The 13,319-nt window shown below is 69.9% G+C and carries 12 protein-coding genes and 2 riboswitches; of the genes, 6 read left to right on the top strand and 6 right to left on the bottom strand.

Annotated features, from left to right (window positions below; all coding sequences use genetic code 11):
• Positions 1 to 53 precede the first annotated feature (53 nt).
• From AC4D2E_RS12860 to acs, 4 genes are all read left to right on the top strand, one after another.
• Positions 54 to 869: an ABC transporter ATP-binding protein gene (locus AC4D2E_RS12860; RefSeq protein WP_490952857.1), complete on the top strand. Its 816-nt coding sequence runs from the start codon at positions 54 to 56 to the stop codon at positions 867 to 869.
• 88 nt (positions 870 to 957) lie between these two features.
• On the top strand, positions 958 to 1,995 hold the full coding sequence (locus tag AC4D2E_RS12855) for an aliphatic sulfonate ABC transporter substrate-binding protein (RefSeq protein ID WP_490911277.1): 1,038 nt from the start codon (positions 958 to 960) through the stop codon (positions 1,993 to 1,995).
• Positions 1,992 to 2,864 carry an ABC transporter permease gene (locus AC4D2E_RS12850; RefSeq protein ID WP_490952856.1) on the top strand — a complete coding sequence of 291 codons (873 nt, stop codon included), beginning with the start codon at positions 1,992 to 1,994 and terminating at the stop codon, positions 2,862 to 2,864. Before AC4D2E_RS12855 ends, AC4D2E_RS12850 begins: the two co-directional genes overlap by 4 nt.
• 5 nt (positions 2,865 to 2,869) lie before the next feature.
• Complete coding sequence (gene acs, locus AC4D2E_RS12845; protein WP_490952855.1) at positions 2,870 to 4,816, top strand: acetate--CoA ligase; 1,947 nt, start codon at positions 2,870 to 2,872, stop codon at positions 4,814 to 4,816.
• Between the two features lie 89 nt (positions 4,817 to 4,905).
• On the opposite strand, the gene AC4D2E_RS12840 is transcribed toward acs, so the two are convergent.
• Together AC4D2E_RS12840 and AC4D2E_RS12835 are read right to left on the bottom strand one after the other, a co-directional pair.
• Entirely contained in the window at positions 4,906 to 5,829 is a 924-nt protein-coding gene (locus AC4D2E_RS12840) for a C40 family peptidase (protein ID WP_490952854.1), read from the bottom strand.
• Positions 5,830 to 5,834: 5 nt separating this feature from the next.
• A riboswitch (cyclic di-AMP (ydaO/yuaA leader) is annotated at positions 5,835 to 6,015 on the bottom strand.
• A 120-nt stretch (positions 6,016 to 6,135) separates the two neighbouring features.
• Positions 6,136 to 6,366 carry a hypothetical protein gene (locus tag AC4D2E_RS12835; RefSeq protein WP_104167141.1) on the bottom strand — a complete coding sequence of 77 codons (231 nt, stop codon included), beginning with the start codon at positions 6,364 to 6,366 and terminating at the stop codon, positions 6,136 to 6,138.
• A gap of 84 nt (positions 6,367 to 6,450) precedes the next feature.
• Positions 6,451 to 6,554, top strand: a riboswitch (SAM riboswitch).
• Positions 6,555 to 6,645: 91 nt separating this feature from the next.
• Here AC4D2E_RS12835 and AC4D2E_RS12830 point away from each other — a divergent pair.
• Positions 6,646 to 8,025, top strand: coding sequence for an O-acetylhomoserine aminocarboxypropyltransferase/cysteine synthase family protein (locus AC4D2E_RS12830; RefSeq protein WP_104167143.1), 1,380 nt, complete (start codon positions 6,646 to 6,648; stop codon positions 8,023 to 8,025).
• The gene (locus AC4D2E_RS12825; RefSeq protein WP_104167145.1) at positions 8,022 to 8,534 is read left to right on the top strand and encodes a CoA-binding protein; all 513 of its coding nucleotides are present in this window, start codon (positions 8,022 to 8,024) and stop codon (positions 8,532 to 8,534) included. Before AC4D2E_RS12830 ends, AC4D2E_RS12825 begins: the two co-directional genes overlap by 4 nt.
• Here the strand turns inward: AC4D2E_RS12825 and AC4D2E_RS12820 are convergent.
• From AC4D2E_RS12820 to mmsA, 4 genes are all read right to left on the bottom strand, one after another.
• Positions 8,531 to 9,775, bottom strand: a complete 1,245-nt coding sequence (locus AC4D2E_RS12820) for a hypothetical protein (protein WP_490952853.1) — start codon at positions 9,773 to 9,775, stop codon at positions 8,531 to 8,533. The two genes, AC4D2E_RS12825 and AC4D2E_RS12820, sit on opposite strands and share 4 nt — an antisense overlap.
• Positions 9,772 to 10,326 (bottom strand): RNA polymerase sigma factor, encoded by a 555-nt coding sequence (locus AC4D2E_RS12815; protein ID WP_104167149.1) that lies wholly within the window; start codon positions 10,324 to 10,326, stop codon positions 9,772 to 9,774. Before AC4D2E_RS12815 ends, AC4D2E_RS12820 begins: the two co-directional genes overlap by 4 nt.
• A gap of 213 nt (positions 10,327 to 10,539) precedes the next feature.
• Positions 10,540 to 11,775 carry a multiple monosaccharide ABC transporter permease gene (gene mmsB, locus AC4D2E_RS12810; protein ID WP_104167151.1) on the bottom strand — a complete coding sequence of 412 codons (1,236 nt, stop codon included), beginning with the start codon at positions 11,773 to 11,775 and terminating at the stop codon, positions 10,540 to 10,542.
• Between the two features lie 4 nt (positions 11,776 to 11,779).
• Entirely contained in the window at positions 11,780 to 13,309 is a 1,530-nt protein-coding gene (mmsA, locus tag AC4D2E_RS12805; RefSeq protein WP_104167153.1) for a multiple monosaccharide ABC transporter ATP-binding protein, read from the bottom strand.
• Positions 13,310 to 13,319 lie beyond the last annotated feature (10 nt).

The raw sequence follows: 13,319 nt of genomic DNA, 5'->3' as shown, positions 1-13,319 counted from the left end.
GGTGGCGAAGGCTCGGTCCGTAGGGTGCTACCGCCAGGACCGATGGAGACACCATGACCGCAGTTCTGGCACCCGGCAGCACCCAGTCCCACCGCAAACAGGCCCTCGGCGTCCGCTTCGCCGGGCTCGGGCGTAGTTTCGGCCCGTCCGCGAACCGCCGCACCGTCCTCCGGGACGTCACCGTGGACGTGGAACCCGGCGAGATCCTCGCCATCCTCGGCACGAGCGGCTGCGGCAAGTCCACCCTCCTGCGTGCCGCCGCCGGACTCGACATCCCCGACAGCGGGCAGGTCCTGATCGATGGCACCCCCGTGACGGGCATCGACGAGCGCTGCGCCGTCGCCTTCCAGGAACCCCGGCTGCTGCCGTGGCACACCCTGCAGGCCAACGTGGCGATCGGGCTCCCGAAGTCCTCCAGTGCCAGTGCCGGCAAGGCGAAGGTCCTCGAGCTGCTGAAGCTCGTGGGACTCGACACCTTCGCCAAGCACCGCCCGCGCGAGGTCTCGGGAGGCATGGCCCAGCGGACGTCGCTCGCACGCGCCCTGGCCCGCAACCCCGGCGTCCTCCTCCTCGACGAGCCCTTCGGCGCACTCGACGCCCTCACCCGCATCCGCATGCAGGACCTCCTGCTGGACATCCACCGCGCGCAGCCCACCACGGTGCTGCTGGTCACGCACGACGTCGACGAGGCCCTCCAGCTCGCCGACCGGATCCTCGTGCTCGGCCGCGGGGACGGGAACGGGCCTGAGGGTTCCACCGTCGCCGAACTCGTCACCGTGCCCGGTGACCGACCGCGGGACCGGAATTCAGCGGACCTCGGGGCACTGCGCAGCACCCTGCTGTCGATGCTCGGCGTCACCGGGCACTGAGCCCGCCTTCCCGCCCTCCCCGCAGCGCCGTCGTACCGCGCTGCCTCCCTGCCTACCCACTTTCCATACCCTCCACCGAAGGACCACCATGAACCGCCGCGCCCTCCTGCCGACCCTCGCCCTCGCCACCGCCCTCTCGCTCAGCCTCAGCGGCTGCCTGGCGGGAGAGAACGCCTCCGACACGCAGGCCGCCGACGGCGGAGCCACCCAGGGCGGTGAGCTCAACATCGACTTCGCCACCTATAACCCGCTGAGCCTCGTCATCAAGGAGCAGGGCTGGCTCGAGGAGGAACTCGCCGCCCAGGACATCACCGTCAACTGGGTGCAGTCCGCCGGGTCGAACAAGGCCAACGAGGCACTGCGCGCCGGGGCGATCGACGTCGGCTCCACCGCCGGGTCCGCCGCCCTGCTCGCCCGCTCCAACGGCTCCCCGATCAAGGCCATCGACATCTACTCTCAGCCCGAGTGGGCGGCCCTCGTCACGCTCCCCGACTCCGGTATCACGAGCGTCGAGGACCTGCGCGGCAAGTCCATCGCGGCGACCCGCGGGACGGACCCGTACTTCTTCCTCCTGCAGGCGCTCGAGGCCGCGGGCGTGGACCAGTCCGAGGTCACGATCGAGAACCTGCAGCACGCCGACGGCCGGGCTGCGCTCGCCAGCGGCGCCGTGGACGCCTGGTCCGGCCTGGACCCGATCATGGCCGCCGCCGAGCAGGACGGCGCGGAGCTCTTCTTCCGCGACATCGACTTCAACACCTACGGCTTCCTCAACGCCACCGAGGACTTCCTCACGGAGAAGCCGGACGTCGCCCAGACCGTGGTGGACGCCTACGAGAAGGCACGGGAATGGGCGAAGGAGAATCCCGAGGAGACGGCCGCCATCCTCGCCGAGGTCGCCGCGATCGACCCGACGATCGCCGAGTCGGTCATCATCGACCGCACGAACCTCGACGTCGATCCCGCCCCGGGCGACGCCCAGCGCAGCGTCCTGGAGAAGATCGGCCCCGTCTTCGTGGAGACCGGTGACGTGCAGAGCCAGGAGCAGATCGATGAAGCACTCGACTCCCTGTTCGACGCCTCGCTCGTCGAGAACGCCGATCCGGCATCCGTCGGCTCTGATTCATGAGTGCCGACTATCTGACCGGGGGCAGCGCGGTTCCCATCATCAGGGACGGATTCTCCGCGGCGGGATCACCGCTGGGAGGCCCCGAGGCACAGAACGACGCGGGGCGGGGCAGGGCGGTCCGGCGTACCGGCGTCATCCTGCTCGGGCTCATCGTCCCGGCACTGATCCTGCTGGCCTGGCACCTCAGCACGGCGTCGGGTTTCTTCCGCCCGTCGCAGCTCCCCTCGCCGGCGTCGGTCCTCGCGGCCGCCGTCGACCTCATCGAGCGCGGCCAGCTCGCCACCCACATCCTGATCTCCACCCAGCGCGTGGTCCTCGGCTTCGTCATCGGATCCCTGCTCGGCGTGGTGGCCGGCGCCCTCCTGGGCCTCTCCCGCCTCGCCGACGTCCTGCTCACCCCGACCGTGGGAGCCCTGCGCGCCGTCCCGTCCCTGGCGTGGGTCCCGCTGCTCGTGCTGTGGATCGGCATCAACGAGGACTCGAAGGTCACGTTGATCAGCATCGGCGCCTTCTTCCCCGTCTTCACCACGCTCTACCTCGGCCTGCGGCACGTCGACCGCAACCTCGTCGAGGCCGCCCGGGCGTTCGGGCTCAACGGCATCCGCCTGCTCACGACGGTACAGTTGCCCGCCGTCGTGCCCGCCCTGTTCTCGGGCCTCCGGCTGGCGCTCGCGCAGTCCTGGCTGTTCCTCGTGGCCGCCGAACTCATCGCTTCGTCCATGGGCCTGGGCTTCCTGCTCACGGACTCCCAGCAGACGGGCCGGGTGGACCGCATCATCCTCGCGATCATCCTGCTGGCCGTGATCGGCAAGACGACGGACGCGCTCCTCGGCGTCGCCGAACGCTGGGCGGTGCGTCGGTGGGCGTGAGCACGGTGAGTGCAGGCACGGCAGGCACAGGCACGGCGACGGGGGCGGGCGCCACCGCGCAGGAGGAGGCCGAGCGCCTCGCGTTCTGGGCGGAGCAGGCAGCCAGGCTCGAGTGGGAGGCACCGTGGCACACCGTGCACTCCTTCGAACGGGCGGAGCCGCAGAGGGACGGGACGCTGAGCATCCCCGCCATCGAGTGGTTCGCCGGCGGCACCCTGAACGTCGCCGTGAACTGCGTGGACCGGCATGTCCGGGCCGGCCGCGGCGATCGTGTGGCCCTCCACTTCGAGGGTGAGCCCGGGGACCGCCGCGCCGTGACCTATGCGGACCTGCAGGACGAGGTGTCGCGGGCCGCGAATGCGCTGCTGGCACTGGGCATCGGACCGGGTGACCGGGTGGTCGTCTACCTGCCGGTCCTCGTCGAGACGGTGGTCGTCACGCTCGCCTGCGCGCGGATCGGCGCCGTGCACTCGCTGGTCTTCGGCGGGTTCTCCGCGGAGGCGCTCCGCTTCCGCGTGGAGGACACGGGCGCCAAGCTCCTGGTCACCACCGACGGCCAGTTCCGGCGGGGCGTCGCCGTGTCCGTGAAGGACAACGCCGACGCCGCGGTGGCCGGGGACAACAGCATCGAGCACGTCCTGGTGGTCCGCCGCACGGGGTCGGACATCAGCTGGACGGAGGGCCGCGACGTGTGGTGGCACGACGTCGTCGACACCGCCTCACAGCACCACGAGCCGGAGGCGTTCGACGCCGAGACGCCGCTGTTCATCATGTACACGTCCGGGACCACAGGAAAGCCCAAAGGCCTGGTGCACACCTCGGGCGGGTACCTCACGCAGGCGTCCTGGAGTTTCGAGCACCTCTTCAGCAACCCCGACCCGGCCCTGCGGGAGCGGGACGTCCACTGGTGCACCGCCGATCTCGCGTGGGTCACCGCGCACACCTACGAGCTGTACGGGCCGCTCTCCAACGGCGCCACGCAGGTCCTCTACGAGGGCACGCCGAACACGCCCCATCCGGGACGCCACCTCGAGGTCATCGAACGCTACGGCGTCACGAGCTACTACACGGCGCCCACCCTGGTCCGCTCGCTCATGGGGTGGTTCCCGGACGGCGTCCCCGCCTCCCACGACCTCTCGAGCATCCGCGTGCTGGGCACGGTCGGCGAGGCGGTCAACCCCGAGGCGTGGCGCTGGTTCCGCCGGAACCTCGGCCGCGACGAGGTGCCCGTCGTCGACACCTGGTGGCAGTCCGAGACCGGCGCCACGGTGCTCTCCCCCAGCCCCACCGACGCGGACTTCAAGCCGGGCTGCGCTGCCCGCGCACTGCCCGGGGTCAGCACGCGCATCGTCGACGAGGAGGGCCACCCCGTCCCGCCGGGCGTGCATGGCCTGATCGTGGTGGACCGCCACGGCCCGGCCATGGCGCGCACCGTCTGGGGAGACCCGCAGCGGTATCTCGACTCCTACTGGCGGAGGTTCGCAGCGCAGGGCTGGTTCCTGGCCGGCGACGGCGCCCGGTACGACGACGACGGTGACACCTGGATCCTGGGCCGCGTGGACGACGTCATCAACGTCTCGGGTCATCGCCTGTCCACGATCGAGATCGAATCGGCGCTCGTGGCCCATCCCCTCGTCACCGAAGCCGGCGCATGCCCCGTGCCCGATCCCCTGACGGGCCATGCCATTGCGGCCTTCGTGGTCCTCGCCGCGGGTACGGATCCGGACACGGACGTCACCTCGACGCTCCGCGCCCACGTCGCGGCGGCGATCGGACCGATCGCGCGGCCGTCCGCCGTCGTCGTCGTGCCCGATGTGCCGAAGACGCGCTCCGGCAAGATCATGCGCCGTCTGCTCACACAGCTCTACGAGGGCTCGCCGCTCGGGGACACCACGTCCCTGCAGAACGAGGGGTGCATCGCGGGGATCCAGGACGTGCTGTCCCGCCGCTGACGCACCGTCCGGGAGCGGTCATTAAAAGAAGGAAGCGGCAGGGCCCCGTCCAAGCACCTGCCGCTTCCCGCGCGTGGTTCGTTCCGGTGTCAGCCAGCAACCCGGACGAAGGAGGCTCCCGGGAGGTCGGAGAGGGAGTGCTGCATGGTGAGGTTCGCCCCGTTCATGCCGCTGCTGATGACCTGGCCGCCGCCGGCGTAGATCGCGACGTGGCCGCCGGTGACGACGAGGTCACCCGGGGCAGGGGATGCCACCCTGGAGCCGAACTGCAGGAACTGCGAGGGGCCGAGGTCGCCGACGGGGATTCCTGCGGCGCGCAGTGCCTTCTCCGCGAGGATGGTGCAGTCCTGGACGGCACCGGAGGCGAGCTGGGACCGGGCGGAGGCCAGAAGGGTGCCGGCGGTACCACCGGAGGCTGCGACCGGGGTGATCTTGGCGGAGGCCAGGTACACGCCGGAGCCGGGAGCCGTGGAGGCGGGAGCCGGGGCGAAGGCCGCGGCCTGCTGGACAGGCGCAGCAGGAGCCACGACGGCCGCGGGCGCAGCCTGGGGAGCGGCCACGGGCACCGAGACCGTCCGGGCCGGGGCCGCAGCGGCGCCGCCCGTCGGGATGGTGATGGTGTCGCCCGGGAAGATGATCGATGCGACGGACAGGCCGTTCGCCGTGAGGACCGCGGTCAGGTCCACGCCGTAGCGTGCCGAGACGGCGCCCAGCGTGTCACCCGGGACGACGGTGTGCGTCGTCGGGGAGGCGACCGCTGTCTGCGCGGCGGGGGCAGCCTGTGCTGCGGGGGCTGCAACGACCGCGGGGGTCGTCGTCGCGCCCTGCTCGGTGTACTCACCGGCATGGGCGGTGCCCACGGCGCCGAGCGCGAGGCCCGAGGTGACGGCGGCGATGGCGACGGGGCGGCCTACGGCGGTGGTGTGGGCCCTGGCGGCGCGGGACAGGCCCTGCAGCGCGAGACTGCCGTCGACGTCGGCACGGTGGCGCGCTGAAGAAATGTTTCGTGACATGGTTCTATACCTCTCCCATGCCTGCGGGGTGAGCTGTCGGGTTCGGATGGGAGTCACCCGGCCGCGAACATCACCCGTGGGTGATGTGGTGCGACTTAACCCCGAGGGCGCCTGCAGGGTCTCCTGCGCGCCCGGTGGAACTAGTGGTTCCCCCGTCCCTGCCTTTCGTGGTTGCGAACGAGTCCGGGACGACGGCAGGGCTCGGCATTCCGTCCAGGAGCGCCCCACGGTCGCGGAAGCACATGTTGACCATACCCAACAGCAGTCACTTCTGTCACATTAGAGTAACGGGGGGTGAAGTGCTCCTCAGCCGCGCAGCGCCCGCCAGCGACGGAGGGCGAAGACCGTCCCGGCTGCACTGAGCGAGAGCAGCACCGCCTGCTGGATGTAGAACCAGTCCGTGGCCGCCGTTCCAAGGCCGCCCAGGGCCACAAGGATGCTGCTGGCCAGCGTGAGCGTCAGCGCGGCTCCGACGTACCAGAGCGTCTGCCACAGCTTGCGGTCCTGCGCCCGGCTTGCCGATCTCCATTCCTCCATCCCTCCAGCCTAGGTCGCCGCAACCCCTGCCTCACACGGGGACACATGGTTTGGTTCTGCACCGGCCCGGTGTCAGACTCGATCCGACCATCCCGAGCGGCTGAGAGATCTGGCTCACTGACGCCGCAGCAACCCTGGCCTCCGCGTTGCGCGGCGGCATGAGGGTGCTACTGCCAGAACGATGGAGGAACCCATGAGTGCAGCCACGGCAGCCTTCGGCATCGACGTCGCCCCCGAAATCCCCCTCGCAGCATCCGAACCCAGCAAGGCAGGTGCCTGATGGCAGAACGTTCCTTCGGTTTCCGCACGCGTGCACTCCACGCCGGCGGCACTCCCGACGCCACCCACGGGGCCCGGGCCGTCCCCATCTACCAGACGACCTCGTTCGTGTTCAAGGACACCAACGACGCCGCGAACCTCTTCGCCCTGCAGAAGTACGGCAACATCTACTCGCGGATCGGCAATCCGACGGTCGCGGCGTTCGAGGAGCGCATCGCCTCCCTCGAGGGCGGGATCGGGGCCGTGGCGACGGCGTCGGGCATGAGCGCGGAGTTCATCACCTTCGCGGCGCTCTGCCAGGCCGGGGACCACATCGTCGCCGCCTCCCAGCTGTACGGCGGCACGGTCACCCAGCTCGACGTCACCCTGCGCCGGTTCGGCATCGAGACCACCTTCGTCCCCGGGACGGACCCCGCGGACTACGCGGCCGCCCTCCGGGACAACACCAAGGCGGTCTACGCCGAGGTGATCGCGAACCCCTCCGGCGAGATCGCCGACCTCGCAGGCCTCGCGAAGGTCGCCCACGACGCCGGCATCCCGTTCATCGTCGACTCCACGCTGAGCACGCCCTACCTGGTGCGCCCCATCGAGCACGGCGCGGACATCGTCATCCATTCGGCCACCAAATTCATCGGCGGGCACGGCACCACGCTCGGCGGCGTGATCGTGGAGAGCGGCCGCTTCGACTGGGGCAACGGCAAATTCCCCATGATGACCGAACCCGTGCCCTCCTATGGCAACATCCAGTGGTGGGCGAACTTCGGGGAATACGGGTTCCTGACCAAGCTGCGCACCGAGCAGCTCCGCGACATCGGGCCCTCCCTCTCGCCGATGTCCGCGTTCCAGCTCCTCCAGGGGGTCGAGACCCTCGCGCAGCGCCTGGACGAACACCTCGAGAACGCCCTGGCCGTCGCGGAGTGGCTGCAGGCCGACCCGCGGGTGGAGTACGTCAACTACGCCGGGCTCCCCACCCACGCGCATCATGAGCGGGCGAAGACCTACCTTCCGCAGGGCCCCGGCTCCGTGTTCAGCTTCGGCATCAGGGGCGGGCGCAAGGCGGGACAGAAGTTCATCGAGTCCCTGCAGCTCGCCTCGCACCTCGCGAACGTGGGCGACTCCCGCACCCTCGTGATCCATCCGGGCTCGACGACGCACCAGCAGCTCTCGGCCGAGCAGCTCGCAGCGGCGGGCGTCCCCGAGGACCTCGTGCGCATCTCCGTGGGCCTGGAGGACCTCGAGGACATCCTCTGGGACCTGGACCAGGCCCTGGACATCGCGGTGAACGCCGCCGACGCCTCCTTCGAGGACCTGCCGCAGGAAGCGGCCGGAGAGAACGACGACGACGCATCGGCGACGCGGGCAGTGGGAGTGGGAGCATGAGCGGCGGCACCGGCAACGCGACACCTGGACGGACCTGGGAAGGGCCGACGGCGCCCGAACGGCTGAACCTGCTGAGGCACGCTCGGTCGGTCGCGATCGTCGGGGCCTCGGACAAGCCCTCGCGGGCGTCCTACTTCGTGGCGACCTACCTGCAGTCCTCCTCCCCCTACCGCCTGTACTTCGTCAACCCGGTGGCGAAGGAGATCCTCGGCCGGCCGGCCTATGCATCGCTGAAGGACCTGCCCGAGGTGCCCGACGTCGTCGATGTGTTCCGCAAGCACGACGACCTGCCCTCGGTGCTGCAGGAGACGCTCGACGTCGGCGCGAAGACGCTCTGGCTGCAGCTGGGATCGTGGCACGAGGACGTCGCACGCGAGGCCGAAGCGGCCGGCCTGGACGTGGTGATGGACCGGTGCCTCAAGATCGAGCACGCGCGCTTCCACGGCGGGCTCAACCTCGCCGGCTTCAACACCGGCGTCATCTCCTCGAAGCGGCAGATCACCTCCTAGCGGAGGGCCGGGACCTCCGGCGGATCCGTCCGGTCGGGCTGCCCGGCAGCGGGCTCATCCGCGGCGGGGTGCACTGCGGGGTGCACTGCTGCGGCCACATCCGTGGCGGACTCGGACGCCCACGGCTCCGCGACGGGTTCCACCGCCGCTCCGGAGGTCCCCGCGGACGGGACATGCCCAGGACCGCCGCCGGGCGCGAGGAGCCAGGCCCTGCTGGGCGGCGCGGAGATCGCCCGTGCCTCTGCGGACGAGCCGACCTCAGCCTGCGGATCGGCCCCAGGACCGACCGGAGTCTCCACCCGCGCCTGCCGCGGCTGCCGGATCTCGTTACCCTGACCGTTCGCCGTTCCATTCCCGGAGACCTGGCCGTCCGCCGTCCCGGTCCCGGGCACCGGATCGCCCGACGTCCCGTTCCCGAGGACCGGGGTCCCCGGACCGTGGCCTCCCCCACCGTGACTTCGGGGCACCGCGCGGCGCTCGGGCCCGGGCGCGGATCCGGTCGGTGCCACGGGTGACGCCGCAGGGGGTGGGACAGCGGCAGGGGGAGCCGCACCGGGGGGCGCCTGACGGGCAGGAGGGACTGCCGCGGGTGGGACCGCGGCAGGTGTCGGAACGGCAGCAGCCGGCACAGCCCGTACGGGAACGGACGGCGCGGCCCCCACCGGGACGGACGGCGCCGTGTCCACCGGAACGAGCGGCGCGGCCTCCGCCACGGACGGACCGGCGCCTGCCGCGGAGGAACCGGTATCGGCCGCCCTGTCCGCCTCTCCTGCAGCCGACGGCGCTGGGACCAACTCCACGAGCGAGCGGGCCGGGGTGCCCGTGGACGGGGCCACGACGCCGTGACCCCCGCCGTCGTCCTGCCCCGCCCGTGCGTCGGGAAGGAGGTCCGCCCGGTCGGCACTCTCCCGGATGCTGAAGCGCGCTACCGACTCCACGGCCTCGGTGAGGCCGTCCGCGAGGTGGAAGGTGCCGGCCGCGACGCCGGACATGCCGACGCCCATGGACACGGCCAGCGCACCGCCGATGAAGGTGATGCGCCGCTTGGTGCGGCGGTCCGACGGAGCCTTGCCGCCGTCGGCCATCAGCTGGGCGAGCTCGGCGGCGACCTCCGGCGCGGGGCCCGCGCCGAGCTCCCCGATGGCCTCCAGGGCACGCACGAGGGCGGGCTCCTCGGCGATGCCGGCCTCGTCGAGGAGATGCAGCACGACGTCCGGCGACGGCGTCTCACGTCCAGTCATAGCGCTTCCGATTCATTGGGTCGAACAAGTTCCTTCAGCTTGAGCAGCCCCCGCCGCTGCAGCTGCTTGACCGATCCTGTCGACCTCCCGAGGATTTCCGCGACCTGGTCGATCGGCAGCTCGGCGACGATGCGCAGGAGGATGACGTCGCGCTGTTCGGCGCTGAGCTGCTCGAGCAATTCCCCTGCACCGCCGGCGTCGAGGGTGCCGAGCACCACCGCCTCCGCGGAGTCGGTGGTCCGGGTGTCGCCGTCGGCCTCGTAACCCACCAGGACCGGCGCCCGTGTCCTCTTCCGCACCTCGTCCACATGGCGCGCATGGGCGACGGAGAAGGTGAACGTTCGCAGCCCCGGCAGCCCTCCGGTGACCGAGTCCAGCCTGGAGAAGACCGCGAGGAAGACTTCCTGGGTGAGGGCCTCCGGGTCCTCCGACCTGCGCCCCACGAAGTACCCTAGGACAGCTGGGCCCAGCGCCTGATAGATCAGCGACAGCGCCGCCGGCTCCCCCGCCTGCGCGCGGCTCAGCGCATCATCAGGCAGCGTTGAGACCACGTTTCATCGAGTCCTTGTTCGGGTGGGACGGCGTCACCATCGTAACCGTCGCCTCCCGGCCGGGGCGGAGCCCCTTCGTCCACGTGCACAAAAGGCCGCACCGAGGCCCGTTGGGGGATAAGCCTCGGTGAGGCACTTCCATTGGGGTAATCGACCGGGGGGCGGGGAAAGTTACGCCCGTCCCGTTCTTTTCCCGGATTCCTGTCCGAGGCCCTATTTCAGGGCGTTCGAGGCGCGCCGCTTGTTGAACACGTCGAACCCGACGGCGAGCAGGAGCACCATGCCCTTGATGAACTGCTGGACGTCGATCCCCACCCCGAGCAGGGACATGCCGTTGTTCAGCACACCCATGATCAGGCCGCCGGTGATGGCCCCGATGACCGTTCCCACGCCGCCCGTCACGGCGGCGCCGCCGATGAACGCCGCCGCGATGGCGTCGAGCTCGAACAGGTTGCCCGCACCCGGGCCGGCCGAGTTGAGGCGGCCGGTGAAGATGAGCCCGGCCAGTGCAGCCAGCACGCCCATGTTGACGAACAGCATGAGATCGATCCGCTTGGTGTCGACACCGGACAACTGCGCGGCCTGGAGGTTGCCGCCCCGGGCGTAGATGTGGCGGCCGAAGACACTGTTGTTCATCACGGCGCTGTACGCGACGATCAGCACGCCGAGCACCACGAGGACGATCGGCGTCCCGCTGCGCGAACCGGCCAGCAGGTAGGTCAGTCCGAGGATCATGACCGCGATGAACGCGAGCTTGGTGAAGAACCACGCCGCCGGCTCGTCCTCGAGCTTGAGCCGGGCACGGGTGGCCCGGCCGCGCAGCTGCGTGACGACGAGGAGCATCGTGGCGATGAGGCCGAGGCCGACGGTCGTCCAGTCCAGGAGGTTGGTTTCCGGCGGGAACAGTCCCGGGAACAGGAAGCCGCCGCCCAGCTGGCGGTACTCCTCAGGGAAGCCGGTGATGCGCTGGTTCCCGAGGACGATCTGCGTGAGCCCGCGGAACATGAGCATGCCGGCGAGGGTGACGATGAACGCCGGGATCCCGACGTAGGCCACCCAGAAGCCCTGCCAGGCGCCCACGAGACCGCCGATGATCAGCGATGCGAGGAAGGCGGCCCACCAGGGGAAGCTCCAGTCCTGCACCATGATGCCGGACATCGCGCCGACGAAGGCCGCCACGGAGCCGACGGACAGGTCGATGTGCCCGGCGACGATGATCATGACCATGCCGATGGCCAGCAGGAGGATGTAGCTGTTCTGCACGATGATGTTCGAGACGTTGTCCGGCTGCAGGAGGGCGCCGCCGGTCAGCACCTGGAAGAGGGTGACGATCACCAGCAGGGCGACGAAGATGCCGATCTGCCGCAGCCTGCTCGTCAGGAAGGAGATCCCGTGCTTGACGGGAGGCGGTGGCGCCGCGACGGCGGTGTCCTTGACGGTGGTAGCCATGGAGTCAGTCCTTTTCCTTGGTCATGTGTTGCATGAGGAGTTCCGGGGTGGCCTGTGCAATGGGCACCTCGGCGGTGATGCGGCCCTCGGCCAGGGTGTAGATGCGGTCGCAGATGCCGAGGAGCTCGGGGAGCTCGGAGGAGATGACGATGATCGCCTTCCCCTCGGCGGCCAGGCGGTTGATGAGCGTGTAGATCTCGTACTTCGCGCCGACGTCGATCCCGCGGGTGGGCTCGTCGAGGATGAGGACGTCGGGGTCCGAGAACATCCACTTGGAGAGCACCACCTTCTGCTGATTGCCGCCGGAGAGCTTGCCGGTGATGGCTGTGACGGACGGCGCCTTGATGTTCATGGACTTCCGGTAGTCGCCGGCGACGACGGCCTCCCGGCCGCTGTCCACCCACCCGCGCTTCGCGAGCTTGCCGAGGGCGGCGCCGGAGATGTTGCGCTTGATGTCGTCGATCAGGTTCAGGCCGTAGCGCTTCCGGTCCTCCGTCGCATACGCGATGCCGTGCCGGATCGCCTCCCCGACCGTGCGCGCGGTGATCGGCGAACCGTTCTTGTAGAGCGTGCCCGTGATGTGGGAGCCGTAGCTGCGGCCGAAGATGCTCATGGCGAGCTCTGTGCGCCCGGCACCCATGAGTCCGGCGATGCCGACCACCTCGCCCGCCCGGACGGAGAGGTTCACTGCGTCGACCATCACGCGGGAGCTCTCCTGGGGGTGGCGCACCGTCCAGTCCTCGACGCGGAGCACCTCCTCGCCGATGACCGGCGTGCGGTCCGGGTAGCGGCTCTCCATGTCGCGCCCCACCATGCCCTTGATGATGCGCTCCTCCGTGACCGAACCGTCGTGGAGGCTGAGCGTCTCGATGGTGCGGCCGTCGCGCAGGATCGTGACGGAGTCGGCGATCTCGCGGATCTCGTTGAGCTTGTGGCTGATGATGATGCAGGTGATGCCCTCCTCCCGGAGTCCCTTCACGAGACCGAGGAGGTGCGCGGAGTCCTCGTCGTTCAGGGCGGCTGTGGGCTCGTCGAGGATCAGTAGCTTCACGTTCTTCGAGAGTGCCTTCGCGATCTCCACGAGCTGCTGCTTGCCGACACCGATGTCACCGGCGCGAACCACCGGGCTGAGGTTCAGGCCCACGCGGCGCATGAGCTTGGCCGCCTCCACGTTGGTCTCGTTCCAGTTGATGAATCCGCGCTTCTCGCGCTCGTTGCCCAGGAAGATGTTCTCCGCGACGGACAGGAAGGGGGAGAGGGCGAGTTCCTGGTGGATGATGACGACGCCGGCGCGTTCGCTGTCGCGGATGTCCTTGAACTCCACGACGGTGTCCTCGAACTCGATGTCGCCGTCGTACGTGCCGTGCGGGTAGACCCCGGACAGTACTTTCATGAGGGTCGATTTCCCGGCCCCGTTCTCCCCGCAGATCGCGTGGACTTCTCCGCGCGCGACGTCCAGGCTGACGTCCTGCAGTGCCTTCACGCCCGGGAAGGTCTTGGTGATGCGGTGCATCCGAAGGATGTTCTCCGCCATGGTCAGGCCT

It is taken from the genome of Arthrobacter sp. TJ-265 (assembly GCF_058269135.1).
The sequence above is the reverse complement of the archived record's forward strand: the minus strand, read 5'-3'. Positions and strand labels throughout refer to the sequence as shown.